Source organism: Pseudomonas sp. PME37.24/025 (genome assembly GCF_055556615.1).
Map to the genome: position 1 here is coordinate 178,818 of NZ_JBVHNK010000014.1, position 19,268 is coordinate 198,085.

Annotated in this window: 15 protein-coding genes and 1 tRNA gene; 10 read left to right on the plus strand and 6 right to left on the minus strand. The window is 51.2% G+C overall.

What is annotated here, in order from left to right:
* Positions 1-4: 4 nt before the first annotated feature.
* Positions 5-379, minus strand: a complete 375-nt coding sequence (locus ACZ3HH_RS24460; RefSeq protein ID WP_465808486.1) for a hypothetical protein — start codon at positions 377-379, stop codon at positions 5-7.
* Between the two features lie 455 nt (positions 380-834).
* On the opposite strand from ACZ3HH_RS24460, the gene ACZ3HH_RS24465 reads away from it, so the two are divergent.
* From ACZ3HH_RS24465 to ACZ3HH_RS24490, 6 genes are all read left to right on the plus strand, one after another.
* Positions 835-921: transfer RNA gene (locus ACZ3HH_RS24465), tRNA-Leu, on the plus strand.
* 160 nt (positions 922-1,081) lie between these two features.
* Complete coding sequence (locus tag ACZ3HH_RS24470) at positions 1,082-2,401, plus strand: tyrosine-type recombinase/integrase (protein ID WP_230139141.1); 1,320 nt, start codon at positions 1,082-1,084, stop codon at positions 2,399-2,401.
* Positions 2,394-2,912, plus strand: coding sequence for a hypothetical protein (locus ACZ3HH_RS24475; RefSeq protein WP_230139143.1), 519 nt, complete (start codon positions 2,394-2,396; stop codon positions 2,910-2,912). Before ACZ3HH_RS24470 ends, ACZ3HH_RS24475 begins: the two co-directional genes overlap by 8 nt.
* Before the next feature lie 59 nt (positions 2,913-2,971).
* The gene (locus ACZ3HH_RS24480) at positions 2,972-3,193 is read left to right on the plus strand and encodes a helix-turn-helix transcriptional regulator (RefSeq protein ID WP_230139144.1); all 222 of its coding nucleotides are present in this window, start codon (positions 2,972-2,974) and stop codon (positions 3,191-3,193) included.
* Positions 3,194-3,375: 182 nt separating this feature from the next.
* Entirely contained in the window at positions 3,376-5,847 is a 2,472-nt protein-coding gene (locus tag ACZ3HH_RS24485) for a toprim domain-containing protein (protein WP_465808487.1), read from the plus strand.
* Positions 5,847-6,137 (plus strand): hypothetical protein, encoded by a 291-nt coding sequence (locus ACZ3HH_RS24490; protein WP_230139146.1) that lies wholly within the window; start codon positions 5,847-5,849, stop codon positions 6,135-6,137. Before ACZ3HH_RS24485 ends, ACZ3HH_RS24490 begins: the two co-directional genes overlap by 1 nt.
* A gap of 267 nt (positions 6,138-6,404) precedes the next feature.
* Here the strand turns inward: ACZ3HH_RS24490 and ACZ3HH_RS24495 are convergent, their stop codons facing one another.
* Positions 6,405-6,641 (minus strand): hypothetical protein, encoded by a 237-nt coding sequence (locus ACZ3HH_RS24495; RefSeq protein ID WP_230139162.1) that lies wholly within the window; start codon positions 6,639-6,641, stop codon positions 6,405-6,407.
* Between ACZ3HH_RS24495 and ACZ3HH_RS24500 the strand changes: the two genes are divergently transcribed.
* Positions 6,561-6,746, plus strand: coding sequence for an HNH endonuclease (locus ACZ3HH_RS24500; RefSeq protein ID WP_230139161.1), 186 nt, complete (start codon positions 6,561-6,563; stop codon positions 6,744-6,746). The two genes, ACZ3HH_RS24495 and ACZ3HH_RS24500, sit on opposite strands and share 81 nt — an antisense overlap.
* Before the next feature lie 224 nt (positions 6,747-6,970).
* Here ACZ3HH_RS24500 and ACZ3HH_RS24505 read toward each other — a convergent pair whose 3' ends face one another.
* The 4 genes from ACZ3HH_RS24505 to ACZ3HH_RS24520 form a co-directional block, all read right to left on the minus strand.
* Positions 6,971-9,094: a hypothetical protein gene (locus ACZ3HH_RS24505; protein WP_465808488.1), complete on the minus strand. Its 2,124-nt coding sequence runs from the start codon at positions 9,092-9,094 to the stop codon at positions 6,971-6,973.
* Positions 9,095-9,097: 3 nt separating this feature from the next.
* A complete protein-coding gene (locus ACZ3HH_RS24510; RefSeq protein ID WP_230139148.1) occupies positions 9,098-10,180 on the minus strand; it encodes a hypothetical protein in 1,083 nt (360 codons plus the stop codon).
* Positions 10,181-10,688: 508 nt separating this feature from the next.
* Positions 10,689-12,374 carry an ATP-binding protein gene (locus ACZ3HH_RS24515; RefSeq protein ID WP_230139149.1) on the minus strand — a complete coding sequence of 562 codons (1,686 nt, stop codon included), beginning with the start codon at positions 12,372-12,374 and terminating at the stop codon, positions 10,689-10,691.
* Positions 12,375-12,390: 16 nt separating this feature from the next.
* Positions 12,391-13,602 (minus strand): DUF4297 family anti-phage-associated protein, encoded by a 1,212-nt coding sequence (locus ACZ3HH_RS24520; protein WP_465808490.1) that lies wholly within the window; start codon positions 13,600-13,602, stop codon positions 12,391-12,393.
* A 693-nt stretch (positions 13,603-14,295) separates the two neighbouring features.
* Here ACZ3HH_RS24520 and ACZ3HH_RS24525 point away from each other — a divergent pair.
* The 3 genes from ACZ3HH_RS24525 to ACZ3HH_RS24535 all read left to right on the plus strand — a co-directional run bounded on the left by ACZ3HH_RS24525 (position 14,296) and on the right by ACZ3HH_RS24535 (position 18,221).
* A complete protein-coding gene (locus ACZ3HH_RS24525) occupies positions 14,296-15,924 on the plus strand; it encodes an AAA family ATPase (RefSeq protein WP_465808492.1) in 1,629 nt (542 codons plus the stop codon).
* Positions 15,911-16,729 (plus strand): HNH endonuclease, encoded by an 819-nt coding sequence (locus ACZ3HH_RS24530; RefSeq protein ID WP_230139152.1) that lies wholly within the window; start codon positions 15,911-15,913, stop codon positions 16,727-16,729. The genes ACZ3HH_RS24525 and ACZ3HH_RS24530 overlap by 14 nt, the downstream gene beginning before the upstream one ends.
* 1,027 nt (positions 16,730-17,756) lie before the next feature.
* Positions 17,757-18,221, plus strand: coding sequence for a toll/interleukin-1 receptor domain-containing protein (locus ACZ3HH_RS24535; RefSeq protein WP_465808494.1), 465 nt, complete (start codon positions 17,757-17,759; stop codon positions 18,219-18,221).
* Positions 18,222-19,268: the final 1,047 nt, after the last annotated feature.

Sequence of the window (19,268 nt, forward strand, 5' to 3'; positions counted from 1 at the left end):
GATTTCAGCTTAGTCGGTGAGGCGTCGACTGTGGGTAGGTGTACCCCGTCAGTTCCTTAAGTTTTTGCTGGTAACCGGCCAACTCCCGGTCCTTCATCATCAGGATGCTGTTTGAGGCATTGAGTAGGTCAGAGTGTTTCCGGCTTGTTTCGGCAAGCTCTGCTTCCACCTGCTTGAGCTCGTCGCGAAGTCGACGGCACTCCCCGGACGCGTCTGTATGCATTTGCACCAGGCCGAAAATATTTTCCCTGGCTACGCGTAGCTGCAGGTTCAATTCCTGGACTTCGTTTTCCAGCATGCGTGAATAGTGTTTGATGGTTTCCAGTTCGGTCGGGCATCCATGCCAGTCGCTGGTGTCTTCGATGTCGAGGGGATCCACGGGAGGTGCCTTTGTCGTTTACTGTTTATGTATACAGTAGTCGAGACGTAAGGATCAGTCGAGGGAGGGGCGACGAACCGTAACGGTGCGGAGAAAAACAGTTCCGCAACCTGAGAGACACCCCTTGAATGGTGTGGGTTGCAGAACCTTAAAAATCAGTAGCTTGCGGAACACTTATAGTGCTAACCTATTGAAATAGCTTGTTTTGTTGATGGATTGCAAATCCACCTACGCCGGTTCGATTCCGACTTCGGCCTCCACTTTAAACGAGCTCCGTAGATCCATGATCTACGGAGCTTTTTTATTTTCGCAGTCCTGCAAGATTTAGTCTTGAAAAGGATCTTTGCGAACTTGCTTCACCGGGGCGGGATGTATATATTTCCCCCTCTGTTGCATAAGCGTCAGAACTGCCAGATCGTTGTTGGTCAGTTTTCAGACTGCTTTACCGCGCTACCGCCCGAATGGCGAAACTGGTAGACGCATGGGACTTAAAATCCCCCGCTCGTAAGGGCGTGCCGGTTCGATTCCGGCTTCGGGCACCAATAGTATGATTTCAGATGTTCCCGTAAACACCTGAAACCTAGAGAAACCGGCCTTATAGCCGGTTTTTTTGTGTCTGAATATCCCCGTATGTTCCTGTACAGTCCCAAGATTTAGGTATACGTTTAGGTATATATCGGTTCGATATAGAGGCGTATACCTATGGCGCGCACCGTAACCCCCCTTACCGACCCCAAATGCGAGGCCGCCAAGCCCCGCGCAAAGGACTACACCCTGTTCGACGGGCAAGGGCTTTTTTTGCTTGTAAAGGCTACCGGCACCAAGGTCTGGCGCTTCAAGTATAAAAAGCCAAGCGGTAAGCCTGGTCTGGCAACGTTCGGCAACTACCCGGCTCTCGGTCTGAAAGCCGCCCGCGCGCGTCGAGCCGATGCACTCGAGTTGCTGGCGCACGGCCAAGACCCCATCGAGAGCGCTAAGCAAGCAAAGATCGAGGCGGCCAATGAGGCGGGGAACACCTTTGAGGCGCTGGCCCTGGAATGGCACGCCAGCATGGCCGGCAAATGGTCGAAGGATCACGCGGTCAGGGTGCTGAAAGAGATTGAGGTCGATCTTTTCCCCATGCTGGGCAAACGCCCCGTATCCGACCTGAAAACCTGCGACCTGCTGGCCTGTCTGAAGACGGTAGAGAAGCGCGGCGCGCTTGATGTGGTTGGGCGACTGCGTCAGCGCATCGCCGGAATCATGCGAATCGCCGTTCAGCGCAATTTCATCGAATACAACCCGGCGCTTGATCTGGTGGGGGGGACTGCCACCCGCAAGACCAAACACCGCCCGGCCTTGCCCCTTGAGCGGTTGCCGGAGTTGTTGCAACGCTGCGAGGCTGACACCGGACGACCGCTTACCTGTCTTGCTGTAAGCCTCGCTTTACTGGTGTTCATTCGTTCTAGTGAGCTGCGCTTTGCTCGCTGGTCGGAGTTCGACTTTACCCGGAGCATGTGGACGATTCCCGGCGAACGGGCACCAATCGAGGGCGTCAAGAGGTCGCACCGAGGAGCCAAGATGGGGACTCCGCACCTTGTCCCTCTGTCACGCCAGACGCTTGAAGTACTAGAGCAGATACGCCGGCTTAGCGGGCGTTTTGATCTGGTGTTGCCGGGCGATCACTACCACTGGCGGCCAATGTCGGAGAACACCGTAAACAAGTCACTGCGCCGCATGGGGTACGACACCAAGATAGAGATTTGCGGGCACGGTTTCCGCACTATGGCCTGTTCCGCGTTGGTCGAGTCCGGTCTGTGGTCGCGTGACGCGGTTGAACGGCAAATGAGTCACCAAGAGCGCAACGGCGTGCGCGCGGCCTATATCCACAAGGCTGAGCATCTGGAAGAGCGTCGACTGATGATGACGTGGTGGGCTGACTACTTGGACGCCAACCGGGAAAAGCACATCACGCCCTATGATTTTGCACATCGGGACATTGAAGAGGGCATTGTGATGGCGCGGGAGGGTGTAAATGGCTGAGTCAGGGACTGATCGCTGGAAGGCTGTGCCTGACGAAGATGATCCTCGGAAGCTTGTCTTGGCATGGGACCCTTCTGCAAACGATGATCTGGACGAGCTTTTCGCTCGGGTAAGGGGTAGGACTTCTTCGGAAGAGGATCACGCTTTTTTTGATTTTGCGATGCTCGATCGCTTCATTAGCCGGGTTTACAGGGGTGAACAAGTCGAGCCTTGGATTCTCGAGTGGATGGCGGATACCTGTTACAAAGTATTGATGGGCGGTGCCTGGGATGAGGAAATAATCAGCCCAGGAAAAGCGGATTTACCACCCAAAGAGAAACGATATCAGCGCGATCTGGCCATTTACTGTGACGCGACGAATCTGGCGAACGATGAGCATATTGCGATCACGGATGCCCTGCAGGTGGTTTCAGAGCGGCATTCGGTCTCATTCGAAACGGCGAGGGCCGCCTACTATCGATTCAAGAAGCAACTCGGGGATAGGGTTTCTAAAAAAGCGGAAAAACCCTAGAAAGATTTTACTTTCAGCGTGTGAATAATAAAGAGCGTCACCCATACGGAGGCGCTCAAATGCACCCAGCAACGACTCCCGCAAAAGCTCTAATCCGCCAGCCAGCGCTGTGTGGCTGGTTGGACCTATCCCGCTCAGGCTTGGACAAACTCCGCAAGAAAGACCCGACCTTCCCGAAGCCGATTAAAGATGGTGAGGCTCGTCAGGCTGCCGCCTATTACGTTGTGGCCGAGGTGGAAGCCTGGCTCCAGGCCAAGATCGCAGCGAGGGACGCAGCATGACGCCTGCACCATCGCATACGGACGTCTGGAAGGCCTGCGCCTTTGTCGTGCGCAACAATTTCACTTCGTCTGTCCGGCTGCCTTGCTACAACTTCGCAAGTGCTCTTGCAATTGCTGACCTAGGCAACGATGCCCGGTTCTACCGTAACCGTCGCAACGTCAAACAGCTCGAGGCATAACCCATGAAAAGTCAAAACGGCGCCAATGCGCCGACGGGATCGGCTTGGCTGAAATCCATGATTGGGCCCGTGGCGCTCTACCTTCTTGGCGAGCCAAATGCCGCAATGAGCAAGCCGACCGAGTTTCGATTCGGAGCGCACGGCTCGTTATCCGTCGATCTGGAAAAGGGGGTATGGCACTCGCACGAAGACGGGCGCGGTGGCGGCGTATTGGATTTGATTGCCTGGAAAATCGGCATCACAAGTCGGGCCGATCAAATGGGCTGGCTTGAGCAGCAAGGCTTAAAAGAAAAGCAGCCGGCGCCATATCCTGAAAGTCCTGATGTCCTACCGGCCAGCCGTCGCATCTCGGCTTGTTATGACTACACCGACGAAGACGGCAACGATCTGTTTCAAGTTGTCCGCTACGAACCAAAGGACTTTCGCCAGCGCCGCCCGGATGGAAAAGGCGGCTGGATGTGGTCAGTGAAGGGCGTGCGTCAGGTTCTCTACCGTCTGCCGCAATTGCTGGACACGCCGTGGGATACGCCAGTGTTTGTCGTGGAGGGCGAGAAGGACGTATTGCGCCTGGAGTCACTGGGGTTGGTCGCAACCTGCAACGCCGGCGGCGCTGGCAAGTGGCCTAATGCGCTCAATAAACATTTCGCGCGCCGCCACGTAGTGATTCTGGCGGATAACGACGAGCCGGGACGTCAACACGCCGACAAGGTTTGTCGGGCACTGAGTCAGGCCGAGGCAAAAGTTCGCGTACTGAGCCTTCCAGGGCTGCTGCCGAAGGGCGACGTATCCGACTGGCTGGACGCGGGCGGCACCGTCGAGCAACTGCTGCAAATGGTGGACGCTCCCGGCAAACAGCAGTTCGAAGACGATCAGCAGCCAGCCGAGGAACACTTCGAGCCCGGTGATGATGCTGACGAAAAGCAGAGCCAGGCGTCTCTACTGGTCAAGTTCGTGGAGCAACGCTTTGAGTTGTTCCACGATGAGAACAAGGACGTCTTCGCCCGGGATCGCGCTACGGGCGAGGTGCGTAATCTAGACACGCGCCAGTTCCGAGATGCACTGGTCGCCGGTTTTTACTCCGACAGCGGAAAAGCGCCCCGAGAACAATCGGTCCGGGAGGCGCTGAGCACCCTGGCCGGCCTCGGTCGATTCCATGGAGACTGTCAGGAGGTACACCGGCGCACTGCTGGTGCCGCTGGTGATTATTTTCTCGACTTGGCTGGACCAGGCAGTAGCCGAGCGGTTCGCATCCGGCCGGGTAAGTGGGAGATCGTCGAGTCACCCGAGGCCATGTTCGTTCGGCCTGAATCCATGCAGCCGATTCCGGCTCCAGTTCCAGGTGGATCGATCGAGCAACTTTGGCACGTGGCGAACATCCCGCGCGGCTCCCGTCTGCTGGCCCTGGCTTGGCTGATCGAATGCCTGCGTCCTGATACACCTTATCCAGTGCTGGAGCTGCTGGGCGAGCAGGGCAGCGCCAAGAGCACGACACAAACAGCGCTGCGCCAGCTTATTGATCCGAATTCCTGCCCATTACGCAGCGCACCGAAGTCGGCGGAGGACCTATTCATTTCTGCTCGTGTGTGTGCGGTAGTGAGCTTGGAGAACGTCTCGCACTTGCCCGCAGCAACTCAGGATGCCATGTGTGTATTGGCAACCGGAGGCGGCTTTGCCAAGCGCAAGCTGTACTCGGATGCCGAGGAAAGTGTTATCAGCGTGAAGCGCCCCGTCGTGCTGAATGGCATATCTGCGGCAGTCACGGCGCAAGATCTAGTGGACAGAACGATCACTATCGAGACGCCCGTTATCAGCGAGCGGCTGGAAGTGACAGACCTTTGGCGGGAGTACGAAGCCGAGCGTCCGTGTTTGCTGGGGGCGCTGCTGGATATTTTCGCCAAGGCGTTGGAGTTAGTGCCGCAGATGCACATCCCCGCTGACGAGCGTCCGCGGCTGGTTGAATTCGCTCGCCTCGGTATGGCTGTCGCCGCCGCAGCGGGACATGAGCCCAAGGATTTCCTGCAGGAGTTCATTTCCAGTCGGCAGGAAAGTCTGGCTCGCACCATTGACGCTAGCCCGGTAGCTGCCGCCGTAGTGGAACTGGTCGAGGCGCGTCCGCACGGAGTGACCGCCCCTGTAAAGGAGATTCTGCGTACCCTGGACCAGTACCGTCCAACCGGCTGCGATTCGTGGCCGCGTTCCGCGAAGGGGCTAGGGGACGCCCTGCGACGTGCCGCTCCAGCTCTTCGGCAGATAGGCATCGAGTGCAAACCCTTGGGTAAATCTGGGGGGACGGTGAAGTGGGGCATCGGGAGAAAGTTATCGAAGCAATGTCCTGCAAGTCCTGATGTCCTGCCAGACGATCACCTCGAGCAGGACATTGGGACTTGCAGGACTTCGAGTCGGCAACTATCCCCCGACACCACCAGTACTTCGCCGGACATGGCCTTCGATGAATCCGACGCGGAGGCCTTCTGATGGGAGTTATCGACTATCTCCATGATCGTGGGTTCAGTGCCGAGGTGGTGGGCAACCGCTTAAGCGTCTCACCATCCAGCAGGCTGACACAGGAGGAGCGCCTCTATATCAAGTTGCACCGTTTGGAGCTGATGGTCGAAGTTGTGGCCAACGATGGTGAAGCCCGCCGCAGTCACTGGACAGTGCACGTGACTGGGTACAGCCCCTTCACAATGATCGGCGAGCCGATGACTCATACCGAAGCCTTGGTTGAAGCCCGAATGCTGTGGCCTGGCGCGCAGGTCATGTAGTGCTGAGCCCGGACAACTACCGGGCTTTATTCTTTTACGCAGTTGATTGGTGATGATTTCGCCTGCATGGGTGTCCGGGAATACTTGACCAGTTCGGGTTGCCTCCAGACTACTTGATCACTGCTTTTGATTTGGCGTAGATTTGCTCTTGTCGTTCCCTTAAGGGGGCGATGTTGGGCCGGTTCGAGTGAGTCGACTGGTACCGTTTCTTGCCTTTAGGCGCAGCGGACTTCCTTTTTCATACAGGAGGCCGCCATGGCCCATAAATCAGTTATCAAACATCGTTTCGCTGCGTTCGATCGCCAAGGTGGCCGCTGCTATTACTGCGGCTTCCAGATGTGGCGCGATACTCCTGAGGCCTTCGCCCGCCGCCATGGCCTTTCCCTTCGGCAGGCTAGGCACTTCCAGTGCACAGCCGAGCATCTGGTTGCCAGGCAGGATGGCGGAAGAGATACCCAGTCCAATATTGCTGCCGCCTGCCAGCGGTGCAATCAGCGCCGTCATAAGCGTAAGGACGCGCCTGAGCCGCAGGAGTACAAGGCTCTAGTGGAGAAGCGGCTGAGCAAAGGTGGCTGGCACCCGCTCCCAGCAGATACCCATTTGTTCTGATCACCAAGGTGGCCTTGGCTGCCCTGGAACGCGTCTATCGGGAGCCGACCCGAAGCTGACGATGGCGGCATGCAAACATCGGCCAAAAGCTTTCTGTCGAGTGAGTCTATGAATTCAGGTGCGATTTGTTCCCCAAGCTCCGGCCTATCACAGACAGCGAAAACACGAAAACACAAGCATTGTTTTCGGTTGCTCTCATTTGATAGACGTTGCTCATGATTTGGCTAGCCATCGGTACCCAACGCCAACTTCATAATTTCCGGATTTTCAGTGGTGAGTGTCTGTAGTCGTAGGTTTACTGCATCACTCAGCGATGTAGAGGGAGGTAGCTTCCCGCAGATAACAGCAATAATATATTCGGAAAGAAGGCTAGCTTGGTTGATATCTTCCAAGGCTGGTAGCAATATTCCCAAAGTTTTCTCTTTTTCGATCACTCCAAATTCGATTGCAGATGCATTTCTAATCAGTGCGGCTCTAATAATTCCTTCTGAGTAATTCGAAAAATTAATAGCCCCCAGTACCTGAGTGTAAGGGAATCCTGGTGCGAGGCGTTTTGCTTCATCATCTGTGGTTCGCATTTGCTGAAGAGCGGATGCAACTGCAAGTACCACGCCGCAAATAGCCGTCTCTTGTGGTGCGAGGAAAGAATCAGCGCCCAGCATTAGATTTTCAGTGCTTTTGTCAATGTGAAATATGGCGTCAATCCCACGAACACCTTCATGCAAGTTTGAAAGTTTGGAAACTCTTTCATAAAATCGGCCCGAGCCCTTCAAGGCCGATTTTATTGAATTTTTGATCGCTCCAAGCTCAAGACACCAAGGACATTCCATAGGGCCGTAATCGGGTATAACGAGCATCTCAATGTATGAAAATTCTCTCGATACTCGAGCATCCTTATAGGCTAGAGAACTTCGAATTGCTTTTTCGGCAGATGCTGATGTGGGTCTATATATTCCCGCCAAGAAAACGATATTCTTAATCGAGGCACTTAACTCGCCCTTCTCTCGAATAAAGTTGTTTAGCTTTTCAAAAGCTTTTCCATTAATGGTGACGGAGTCATAGATAATAACTTTGTCTGCATTTTTTATAGACTCTATAACTTTCTTGTCAAGTGCGGACTCTGGGCTGTTCAAATAATAAAATGTGGCGCCCGTGATGCCAACTGCAGATTCAATCGCAGGATCATTAACTAACGCCAAAACTACAGAGTCTATAGTTAACGCAGTCGAGAGTTTTTCAGCTAAGGCCTCAGCAAAAGCAGCTAGGTTAGAGATTTTATTATAGTCTATGTAGTATGCGTAATGCTTGTTTCCTTTGGAGGTGTCTCCTTTATGAAAGGATACGATATCGTTTAAATTGGCGTGATACTTTTGAAAAAAACCATAACCTGACTCAGCAATTAATCTAGTAAGTTTTACGCCAGAATCTGTAGCGTCCTTGACGTAGTAAGCGCTCGGATGAATCTCAATGGCTTTGCTTCCCTGTTGACAGAGTTCGCAGTTGTCAAAGTTGTAATTTACCACGTTGCGATCAACATAGCAGTAGCTGTACTCCTGCTCGATAAAAGAATAGACCGCGACAATAGATAGCTTTTTTAAGTTGTAAGCACCTTGAAAAATTTCCTTGAATTTTTCGACCAGACTTCCACTACTAACTACACTGACCAGTAGCAGCGGGCTTACAGATAGTTTGAGTTCTGGAGTCGCGGCGCAGACGACACTTCTGCAATCGACAATTTTTTTCGCTGGATGAGCAGGCAGCGCGTCGAATACTGTATCTTTGCACAGAATTTGTAATGCTCTCAACGGGATCGCAGCGATAGACCAGGAGTCAATAAATATATAGTCAGACTCATCTACACATTTGAGTAGCCAGAATGTAACTCTATCCAAGTCGTCCCTGTTCTTGATGGAGTCACCCAACCTGAAGAACGCGTTGGTGTGATTGTGGGATGGGGTTGCAAAATGGTATTGCTTATTTCCCCGAACAAAGCTTTCATTAGAGTGTTTGTTAAGCAGCCTTTCCAGATCAATAGAGGCTGTACTTTTTATATCAAACTTGTCTTCTGTCAATGTTACGCCATCTGATGTTATCTCATACAGTTGGTATTGCATCTGTTTTTTGCAGTAGAAAATTATTCCAACATAATCAAGATTTAATCTGGCTACTAATTTATCTCTGATCGGCGCATTATTGTCGTCGCCCATTGCTTGTAAAAAAACATTACTTGTCGAGAGTATATAGCATCTATCATATGGTGCATCTGAAGAGCTTGTGGACACTAATAAGAGTGGTTCAACATCTGCCGGGGCCATCATGCCAGTGCAATTGATAATTACAGGATTCATAAGTCAGGCCGGAATAATTAGCGATAGTGATGTTGAAAGGCTGTCGATAGGCAGGTTTAGATCTAGTACCTGTGTCTCAGTCAAGAACTCATCGCTTTTATAGTCATAGTTCACACAAAGTACCCCGGAGGTGGTCATGACCACTAGCCCCCTGAGCTTTTGCGCGCACTCCATAGCTGCAAATAAACCTAGGCCCCGACTTATTGGGGCGCGTTGAATCTTAGAAGTGCTGTTTTTACGGAACGCGTTTTTCACCACTTCCGTTTTGTGTGCGCCAGGCATGGAGCTTTTCAAAGTTTCAAAAATTCCACTACCAGAATCGACGATATCAATGATTAAATATTTTTTAGCGCCATCCTTCTGAGACCTAAATTTTAGATACGCACTTAAAGCAAGTGGTAAATCTGATTTTTCAATCTCGCTTGGACTATTATAGATGACTCTAGAAACCTTTATATATCTGAGAGAAACGTTGGAGCTCCGAGCATGGTGGATTGTGTTTTCCCAGACCTCCTTCAGAAAAACATATAAGCTCATTGAACTTACAATTTTTTCTAATGTTTTTCTGCCACTTGCTGTATCCCCAATCATGCACTTTTCAATCTTTGGACCCAAGAGCGATCTAAAGTCCGTCTCAGATGGCTCTGTACTGCCGAGATTAAGAATCGGTGGATGTACAAAGTAAGGGTCTAGAGCGTATAGGGAGTATGATTGTCCGTTCTCGTACGCACCATAGTCCATATCAACTATTTTTCCTACCTCCTCGATAAGCATGTCAGTAATGACAACACCATATCGGTCGACGATCACTACATCTTGGATACAAATATTTATGAAGCACGCCAAGCTGAGATAGTTGTCAGCTCTAATGCCATGCTGCTTAAGTTCTGCACTAGATAAATGAATCTTGACCTGACCAAGTCTACCTGCTCTGCTTAAGGCAATGATGCATGATATGAAGAACCCTTCTGCACCCAGAGAAAAGCTCGCATCCTTATCAAATACTATGCACACCCGATTGTTTAGATCGATGTGCTTGGTTAAATAGCTTATAGAGCAGCCTGAGGAAATTGTAACGTCGCTCATAAAATAAAAACCTCAACAGCAGCGGAATTTTCTGGTTCAGTGTATCACGGGGCATCTAAGTAGTAGATATTCACTAGATACCTTGTAGGAAAGTAGACTTCGAAACCACAAATGCGCTTTTATCCACCCTGCGCAGGTAGTGACTCGTCTCCGGACCTCCGCAATTGGCCGATTTCGGCCTGTCGCGACGGGCCGCAATCGACCCAGGCTGTGTGAAAACGCATGCACCGTTTTGTAGTCTGCATTGCTACGTAAAATCTGTCGGCGTTTGGTTCATCAGCAGGCCGGAAATTTGCGTAGGAACGCGATTTTCGTTCCAGTCCTGACTGTCAAACCCGCTCTAAAACGTTTTCACACAGCCTGGACCCAGAGCGGACATTTCCGATCTAATCCCCTATGCCGGGAGGAATTGCACGAAAAAACCATCACTGACCCGATCTGATTTTAGTGAAACGTCTTGCTTACAAGTAGTCCTGCTTTGCACCTCTACGAATACAGGGGGTAGACGTTACTTGTACCATTCAGCCTTGATCGCCGCGAAGTCCATATCCTTCCATTCCTCCTTCCACAGTTGCCAGTAAGGGATGTCGTTCGAGGAGGGGGCGTCGGCGCAAGGTTCAATCTGAACGATAGAGGGAAGAATGATGGATTCACCTACCAATAAAGCTTCCCCCTGCCGGAACGATGTCATCTTGTCGATCAATGAGCCGAGCGAGTCCGGAAGTAGCTTTTTAACGTAGCCTTGATCCGTTGGATTGGTGAGGCGCATCGCAATGAAATTGCTGCATTGGGAGAAGATCGTTTCAGATATCTCTGATGGCCGTTGGCTCGCTAACAATAGCGTAACGCCATACTTTCGCCCTTCCTTGGCAATCCGCTCAATAGAGGCTTTGGACGACCGGTACTTGGAAAGCTCGCTGTTAGGGACATATTTGTGCGCCTCCTCGTAGACAAGCAGGATTGGCACGTCGTTGTTCACCTTCTCGCTAGGGTTTTTGGCGCAGCGTATGCGTTTGTATATGTACCCATACTCAAAAACGAGCCTCGAGATGAGTGATACTGTGATGCTCAGTATTTCGAACGGAACTCCGCTAAGGTCAATGACGGTCACGTTTGATCTGCTTTGCAAGGGGTATCCGAGCAACTGCTGAAGTGTTTCTTCGAACGTGATGTTCTTTGATTTTTCGCCTAGGAAGAATTCGAGCCTGGTGTCGTTCACCTTGTTCTCGAGTCGGTTCACGAAGTTAGTCAGCTTTCCGTAAAGACTTCCCTGCGTGTATTTAGGCTGTCCGGCCTTTTCTTTGTTACTGGATGCGTAGACTTCTCCGGTATCGACCATCTCTTCATTCTTAGCGATTGCGTACGCAAGCACCTCTTTGATGTCGAATAGAATAGGCGTGTCGAGGTGAATTTTTTGCTTTTCGGTATCGGAGCCGCTGAATTTTGCGCGTCGGTCCCTAATGATCGCTTCCTTGAAAATGTTCCTCTGGTTGTGATCGTTTGCTTCGGTGTCGAGGAAGAACTCCTCCAACTCTTCACTGTTTAGCATCCAGTATGGCAAGACTAAGTTTGAGATGTCGATGTGGTTTGCGGAAGGGAACGCCGACTTGTACTCCGCGTGGATGTCGAAAATAATTACATGAGAGTTGTTAAGGGAGAAATCGCCGTCTTTTCCCGATACTGCCTTCTGGATAATGGTAGCCAAGGTGTGCGATTTACCGGAGCCGGTCGAGCCGACCACTGCGATGTGCTTGTTGAAGAACTTGTTTCCGTTGACGGGCACAGGGACGTTCCCATTTGAAGCCAACGTCGAAAATAGGAACCTCTCACCTTGGGGGACTGAGTCGTCGTAAATTTTCTTAATGTCGGCGATGGTCGCGGGTTGGACTTCCTTCGGCGGGATCGCTAGCGAGTCGCCGCCGCGTTCGAATTTGCCGTCCCTCAAGATGCCGATCGGGAATGCTTCGATGATGTAATCCCGCTTCCCATTTGCGCTGACGGCAATCTGGAAGTTCTCGATAATTGCTATGAGAACTGCGTTTTCGTTGTCCGCAATCTTCACATAGGAGCCGACCCTCAGCGACTCTTCCGCCGTTTTAAAGTCTTCGAGGTCATCCACAACAATGCGCACCTTGTCGGGAAAAACCGCGATTACCTGGGCATTAATTTTCTCTTCTTCCTGTTTGTGTACCATGCTCACGTCCCTGCGTTTAGATAATGGATTTGACGTCCGACAGCCGTTCTACCTGAATCTTGACGTGTCGGACCGCTGGCTTGTCGTATTGGAAGTAGCAGCTGCCTAAGTGGAATTGGTAGATGCGCCGTGTCTTGGTAACTGCGTCTACGGTTTGCTCGACGTTGGGAAGCGTGTTTAGGACTTTGATCCTTATACCGTTACCGTGCGTGGCCGTCTGCGTGATCGATTGGTGGCTGAAGTCCGCCCCTTGGAAGTCGTGGCCGTCTATGAGCTTAAACCCCTCTGTGCTGAGCTCCCTCTTCAGGTCGAGAAGCTCACTGTCTGGTACTCCGTGAACATAAATGTACGGGCAGAAAGGGGACGGCTCACGTGCGGACAGTTTGGCCCATTTCCTTGAAAGCTCGTGGAATAGGTCCTTTAGGTCGCCTCGATCATATGAGCCTGAGTCTACCTCTACCATGAAGAAGCGTTCGGACGGCGGCACGTTGAGCTCCGTGAAATACTCCTTACGAAGCGCTGCCAAGTGGGCCTTTTTGCCCTTCCTCTCGACGAACCACTCGTTGAACAGAATGCTTGAGGTGTTGATCTTGGTCAGGAATTGCTTCTTCGTAACTACCCGGTCCGTTGGCGCAGCCTTGATCGATAGATCGCGGATAACTGCTAGCGCATTATTGTAGAAAAAGTATTCGGCAGAGAATGACGTCCCTCCCAACGCAACTTGGAGGGCCCCGACCACCTCTCGGAACTGTTGGTCAAACGCCTTCGCCCTGATGTCGATAGTCAGGCGCTTTAGGAATTCCTCGAGTTCAGCATCGGAAAGGCCTAAGTCCAAGTAATGGTAATAGGTGACTTTTTCTTTCGTGTAGGTCAGGAAGTGCTTCTTCAGGAAATCGACGTCTACACCGCCGTCCAGTTTTTCCTGGCCGGAGGCGTAGTGTCCCTTAATGGAATACGCAACATTCGGTTTCGTTCCCGCCAAGCTTTCCTTGAAGTGGGACACCATGTGCTTAACCGCATCTTTGATCACGGAATGGTTGTATTCAGTCTTCGCGTAGTACTTGCACTGCGTGGCTGTGACGTCGCTTGCGGTCCGGATATCGATGTCCTCGGTGCACTCAATCTCGATGGAATCGTCCGGCGAAGCCAGTTGCAAGACGCTGAGGATGGACAGATCGAACTGGTAAAAATACCCTCGGATAGTGTCAACGGCGCTTCTGTCGGTCATGGCATGTCCTTTTGCTATGTCTCTATCAGTAATTGCTTGCATTCAGCGATGCAAGCCGGGGCTGAGGACTCGCGATGCGCCGAGCACGCGTTACCACCATATGGGCAGTGACAGTTTTTGCTGAGCATACACTGTGGATAGCATGGAATACTGTCGATTTGTGCATCAGCGGCAGCTAGTCTCCGTAACTCAGCATCCGAGACGGTCTGAACGAATGACGGATTGAGGTTTCTGAAGGACCGCTTCTGGCCGAGGGTGTGTAAAAACGTTTTTGAGCGCGACAGGTGCTCAAAACTGGACTGGAAATCGCGCTTCTGCGCGTAATCCACATTTTCTGACGTGCCGATCAACTTCAGATTTAACGTAGACGCGCACACTTCAATTTTGACGAAGCGTTTTTACACACTCTGGGCCGATTGCTGACTGTCGGGAAGGGTATCAATCGACCCATAGCGGCGGGTCCAGCGTCTATGTAACCAGACTAATTCAGAGCTTGGCAGATCATGTGGGTACGTTTTTGACAGCGTGGGGGGCACATGTTACTTGTCAACCTGGCCTCAGCTTCCCCTGTGTGCGCATCTCGACACAAAATGAGGCAAGTATCGGACAATGCATACCTTGGTCGACAAGCCGATGGTAGGAATATTCGGGATTGTCCTAAGCGTGTAGCAGTTAATTCTTTGAGGGTCCGTCATGGATAAAAAGCTCAAAACCGCCATCCAAAAGTATAAAGTCTACTTTTTAATAGATGAGGATTTAATTTCCTCGTCTACTGGGGATGCATTCATTATTCCGAACAAGAAGCGAGTTGATGAGTTTGGGTATGCAGTATCTTGCAGGCTCGGACTAAGAACCACGGATGGGAAGGTTTTTATTTTTGATGGTTTGTGCGCTATAAAAGGTCAAAAAAACTTGCATAAATTTATTTCCGGTTTGGTCGGGGAGGATTTGCGCCAGTTGCTTGTTGAGGAGATAGCATTACCTTTCAAATGTTTATTTGTAGATGCGAAGTCATATAGTCTAGTTAGGCGCGCTATCGGAGTTGAGCGAGGAACGGAGCTTCTGAAGGCATTGCATGACATGGCTATCAGCACTTTTGTCTCAAGAGACTGGCCAGAATTTGTTGCTGACCCCATCTTTTCATTAGCAATGGTTAGATCCAGCGAGGCCTTTTTCGCTTATCGTCGCGGAGCAAGGATGTTAAGCGGGCTTCAGGAGGAAAGCAGTGACTCGCAGAGACCTTTCAAAGTTGAGTTGAAAGGGGTCGGGCCGAAGTACAAATTTGATTTCAAATTTGAAGAGGCCAACCTTCTACGAGGAAGGATTGCTGTTCTAATTGGTAAAAACGGCTGCGGAAAAACATCTAGTCTTGCTAAGATGTCAAGGGCTTTAATAGATGCGCATAGCCGCCTGGCAACGATAGATAATAAGCCTGATCTTAACCAAGTGGTCGTATTTATTCATACCTCTTCAGTGAGAGATTTCACCCCGAGTTCAAAAGAAGGGGCCGCGCGAGCGCGAGTTTTCACTTTCAATCCTGGCACACCTCGCAAAGCTAATAGTGAGTCGATGGCCGTTCTATTGGTTGATGTGGCACGTGGTCATGATAGTAACGGACCGTTGTTAACTCATTTTTCAGGAATTCTAAAAGAGGAGTTTCCCGATTTTGAACTACGGGTGCCCGTACGAGTTGAGTATGATGGACTTCGGCCAAAAGTGGGTTATGTGCCTTTTGACGTTTGGTCGAATGGAAGTGAACAGGAAATATTAGAGAACTCAGGTAAAGTCGATACTAGTTATCCGCTGGAGTTTTTTGACTCCGATGGAGCACGCCGGAAACTTAGTTTGGGGCAAAGCTCCTTTCTTCGTTTTGTGCTGACAGCCTTATCGAATGCAGGGCCTGCCTCAGTGCTGGTTATTGATGAGCCGGAAAATTTCCTGCATCCTAATTTGATCTCAAGATTTATGCGTACTCTCAACAGAATACTTGAGGGAACTCGCTCAATAGCCATTGTTGCAACACATTCTCCTTTTGTCGTACGAGAAGTGCAGAGTGCGCACGTTCATGTAATGGGTGTTGAGGATGGAGAGAGCGTCATCAAAAAACCGTTGGTGCAGACGCTCGGCGCCAGTATATCGACGATCTCCAATGAAGTCTTTGGGGATGATCTTCCCAGTCATTTGTACGATGAACTACTTGATCGGGCGGAGTTTCATAGCCACTCTTTCGAAGAGGCGCTGGAGCGTTACGCATCGGAGTTGAGCGTGCCTGCTTTGATGACCCTTCGATTGAAAATGGGAGCGAAAATTGCGCAAAATTGATTGCCCCATCATCCAAGACTTACTTTTGCTAGATGCCTTGAGGCTGTCTCCAAGTTCAGCAGCACAACAGGCTATCCCGTATTTCGACGCTATCGCGTTGCGGTACTCGGCTTACGAATTTAGCCTTGGCGATCCTTGGGCTGTATTGCCTGATGCAGGTTTCCTTCCTGTTAAAGAGCAGTTGAAGTCTTTATACAGTACCCCACCTGTGGCGTTGAGTTTTATAGGAGATCTAAGGGATTCAGTAAGAGGCGCCTGTCCGGTTTGTGGGCGTGATGCGCTTGGCACCTTGGATCATTATCTGCCCAAGAGTTTATATTCCGAGTTCTCTTTTTTTTCCAAGAACTTAGTTCCCTGCTGTGATCGATGCAATAATAAGCGTAATGCACTTGTGAGGGGGACTAGTATCGGTGAAAGACCACTCCATCCTTACTTCGACAATTTCGCAGTCAACAGAATTCTCAGTGTGCAGTTTGAGCCCGATTGGAGAGCTCCGAAGCTGACGCCTATCCCGTTCGATGTGGTTGGCCAAGAGCTTGCAACGGTTCGTTGGCATATCGAGAACGTTATTCGCCCTGCAGGTATCGATGAGTACTTGGTTGATCTCTGGGGAACAATGGTCAGCGAATTGAAGCAGATTTTTCCGGAGGTATTGACCATCGGCGACTTGAAGAGAGAAATCTTGCAATACGAGCGTTATGAGCGAGTCGTGTCCCAATCTCCCAACTCATGGAGATCTGCTTATTACCATGGACTTGGCCGCAATGATGAAGCCATCACGTACCTATACGGGTTACTTAGTTAATGGGTATTTGGCCTGCGGAGGAGCAATGTAAGCGGGTGGTAGATTCTGGCGTTCGACTCCTTAATTGTGCATAGCTCCGAGACGAAGTGTACCGGGGGATAGGGCGCGCGCGCACTGTTCCAAATGTACTTGTGCCAGAAATACCGCATACGTGCGTTCGAACGACTGCCTCTAGCCGAGGGTGTGTAAAAGTTACTGAGCGCGACAGGCACTCAAAACTGGACTGGAAATCGCGCTTCTACGCGAAATCCACATCTGATGACGTGCCGATAAATTTCAGATTTGACGTAGATGCGCACACTTCAATTTTGGCGAAGCGTTTTTACACACTCTGGGCCGTTTTTAGCCTTTCGCGTCAGGCAGAAATCCACAACCTATAGCGGGCAGTCGCGAAAGCCAGCTATAGGCCGATTTTGTTGAAAAAGTCGGCTAGGATTTGCGCATCAGAAAAGTACGCGTCCGAGATTGAAATTTTTACTTTTGGCAGAAGCTTCCGAACTCGGATTTCACGTAGCAGCGTGCAAAAAAGGCATATTCACTCGCCAATGACCAGGCAGTTTGGACAGTCCGACTTTTTCAACAGAATCGGCCAGAAGCAGTCGTTAGCGCTTTGACCACCTAGCGGAATCCAAGCGATGGGCTATCGTTTGCGATCAGCATGCCTTGTGGGCATGAATTTCAAGTGTAAACCGCAAAAGGAATAGGACTCGCGGGATAGAAAAGTCGATCGTTACCGATGGCTGCTCTATCCACTTCTTGAAAGAGCGATTACAAATGGAAGGATTACGATATGTCTAGATGCACAGCGCCGGTACGCGGACATAGCTCAGCGGCAGCGGCCGCTGCCTGCCCTGCATGCCGCTATCGCACTAGCTCCCGCAGTAGTTCCCGCTATGAGAGTTATAGTTCGTCCTACTCATCGTCGGGCAGCAGTGGGAGCAGTGGCGGCGGTGGTGGCAGGTCCGGCAGCAGTTCAAGGCCGCGCTGGTCGAAAGCGGGTTCGTCCGTGTCGTACACGCCTGCTCAAGTGCAGTCCCTCACGCCAATCCGCGAAACCGTTGAGACGCGAGCAGCGCAGCAACCTGACCTTCGTGACGTCTTCCTGTGCCACGCGTGGGACGATCGGCAAGGGCCAGCCAAAGAGCTGCACCAGTTGCTAGTGGCGGCTGGTGTCAAAGTTTGGTTCAGCGAGAAGGACCTTGGCCTCGGCGTTCCAATGATGCGCGCAATCGACAAGGGCTTAGCGAATTCGCGAATCGGGCTTGTGTTGGTGACCCCCGCGCTCCTAACCCGCCTCCCCAAAGAGAGTGTCGCCGACAAAGAGCTTTCGGCACTCTTGGCGGGTAACCAGCTCGTTCCCATTGTGCACAACACGACGTATGAAGCTCTCCGCAATGTTAGCCCCTTACTCGCCTCCCGAAGCGGCCTCGACACTGCAGAAGATTCAATGGCTGTGGTCGCGGAAAAAATCGCCGAACTGGTCGCACTCTAGCTCTATTGTCCACACAGGTTCGCCATTCAGGTGCGGCTGTTCGAAAAAAATCGCTCTATCCCTTCGGTTAACTAGACCTGCCTCCGGCAGGCCGGTTAGCTCCAACTTAAGTGTCCGCTTCTGGCCGAGGCTGTGTAAAAACGTTTTTCAGCGCGACAGGTACTCAAAACTAGACCGGAAATCGCGCTTCTACGCGAAATCAACATTTGCTGACGTACCGATAAATTTCAGATTTAACGTAGAGGGAGCGTACTTCAATTTTGGCGAAGCGTTTTTACACACTCTGGGCCGTTTTCTGCCTGTAGTGACAGGCTGCAATTGACTTGAAGCTGCCATACGTGCCAAACGCAAATAACCCGGCGGGTTGAATTACTGGCCAGATTGCACGCACTCTATAGCTTCGAGAAGCTGGCCGTCAAAATACTCGATTCCTAATTCGAGACCCGGCGCAGGGTCGCATACGGCAGGGTATGCCTGATTGGATGTTTATCCGTAACTCGCCATCGGGCAACGCAACCAGGGCAGTTGGTACTGCTCGATAAAGCCATTGGGTAGGGGGGGGGCAAAAGTCTGGAGTCTTCGCCCGAAGGACCGATCCCTGCCCGTTTCAATCATTAATTCGTAGTTTTTTAGGAAATCGCCGTCTTGGGCGAATGTGGGAGAATACTGGAGGTGCTGCATCAAAAGTATTAGCGTTCGCAGTATCGGCGGCGTCACGCCCAAACTATTTTTCCATCTCTTCCATCCCAAAACGGGGAGAGTAGCGCTTGATCACAAGCGTCACCTCGCGACGGCAAAACGGGGGGAGGGTGTTGGCACGATAGGCGACCGGCGGGAGGCGGAGAAGATAAGGGTACTTCCCGTTTTAGGTATACGTTTAGGTATACATGTCGAGATTAATAATATATAAGGCCACTAAAATAGAGGCCTGTAGGCGGTATGTTCGACCCCGGCTTCGGCACCATATTTATCAAAGGCCTGCATGAGGTTTCTCATGCAGGCCTTTGTCGTTTCTGCCACGCAATTTTCGACAGGCGCTATCCTTGA

Bases quoted from the DNA above. Each gene is read 5' to 3' on its own strand.
- ACZ3HH_RS24490 (WP_230139146.1), top strand. From the start codon at position 5,847: ATGGGAGTTATCGACTATCTCCATGATCGTGGGTTCAGTGCCGAGGTG.
- ACZ3HH_RS24470 (WP_230139141.1), top strand. From the start codon at position 1,082: ATGGCGCGCACCGTAACCCCCCTTACCGACCCCAAATGCGAGGCCGCC.
- ACZ3HH_RS24525 (WP_465808492.1), top strand. From the start codon at position 14,296: ATGGATAAAAAGCTCAAAACCGCCATCCAAAAGTATAAAGTCTACTTT.
- ACZ3HH_RS24495 (WP_230139162.1), bottom strand. From the start codon at position 6,641: ATGACGGCGCTGATTGCACCGCTGGCAGGCGGCAGCAATATTGGACTG.
- ACZ3HH_RS24520 (WP_465808490.1), bottom strand. From the start codon at position 13,602: ATGACCGACAGAAGCGCCGTTGACACTATCCGAGGGTATTTTTACCAG.
- ACZ3HH_RS24505 (WP_465808488.1), bottom strand. From the start codon at position 9,094: ATGAATCCTGTAATTATCAATTGCACTGGCATGATGGCCCCGGCAGAT.
- ACZ3HH_RS24515 (WP_230139149.1), bottom strand. From the start codon at position 12,374: ATGGTACACAAACAGGAAGAAGAGAAAATTAATGCCCAGGTAATCGCG.
- ACZ3HH_RS24475 (WP_230139143.1), top strand. From the start codon at position 2,394: ATGGCTGAGTCAGGGACTGATCGCTGGAAGGCTGTGCCTGACGAAGAT.
- ACZ3HH_RS24510 (WP_230139148.1), bottom strand. From the start codon at position 10,180: ATGAGCGACGTTACAATTTCCTCAGGCTGCTCTATAAGCTATTTAACC.
- ACZ3HH_RS24480 (WP_230139144.1), top strand. From the start codon at position 2,972: ATGCACCCAGCAACGACTCCCGCAAAAGCTCTAATCCGCCAGCCAGCG.
- ACZ3HH_RS24485 (WP_465808487.1), top strand. From the start codon at position 3,376: ATGAAAAGTCAAAACGGCGCCAATGCGCCGACGGGATCGGCTTGGCTG.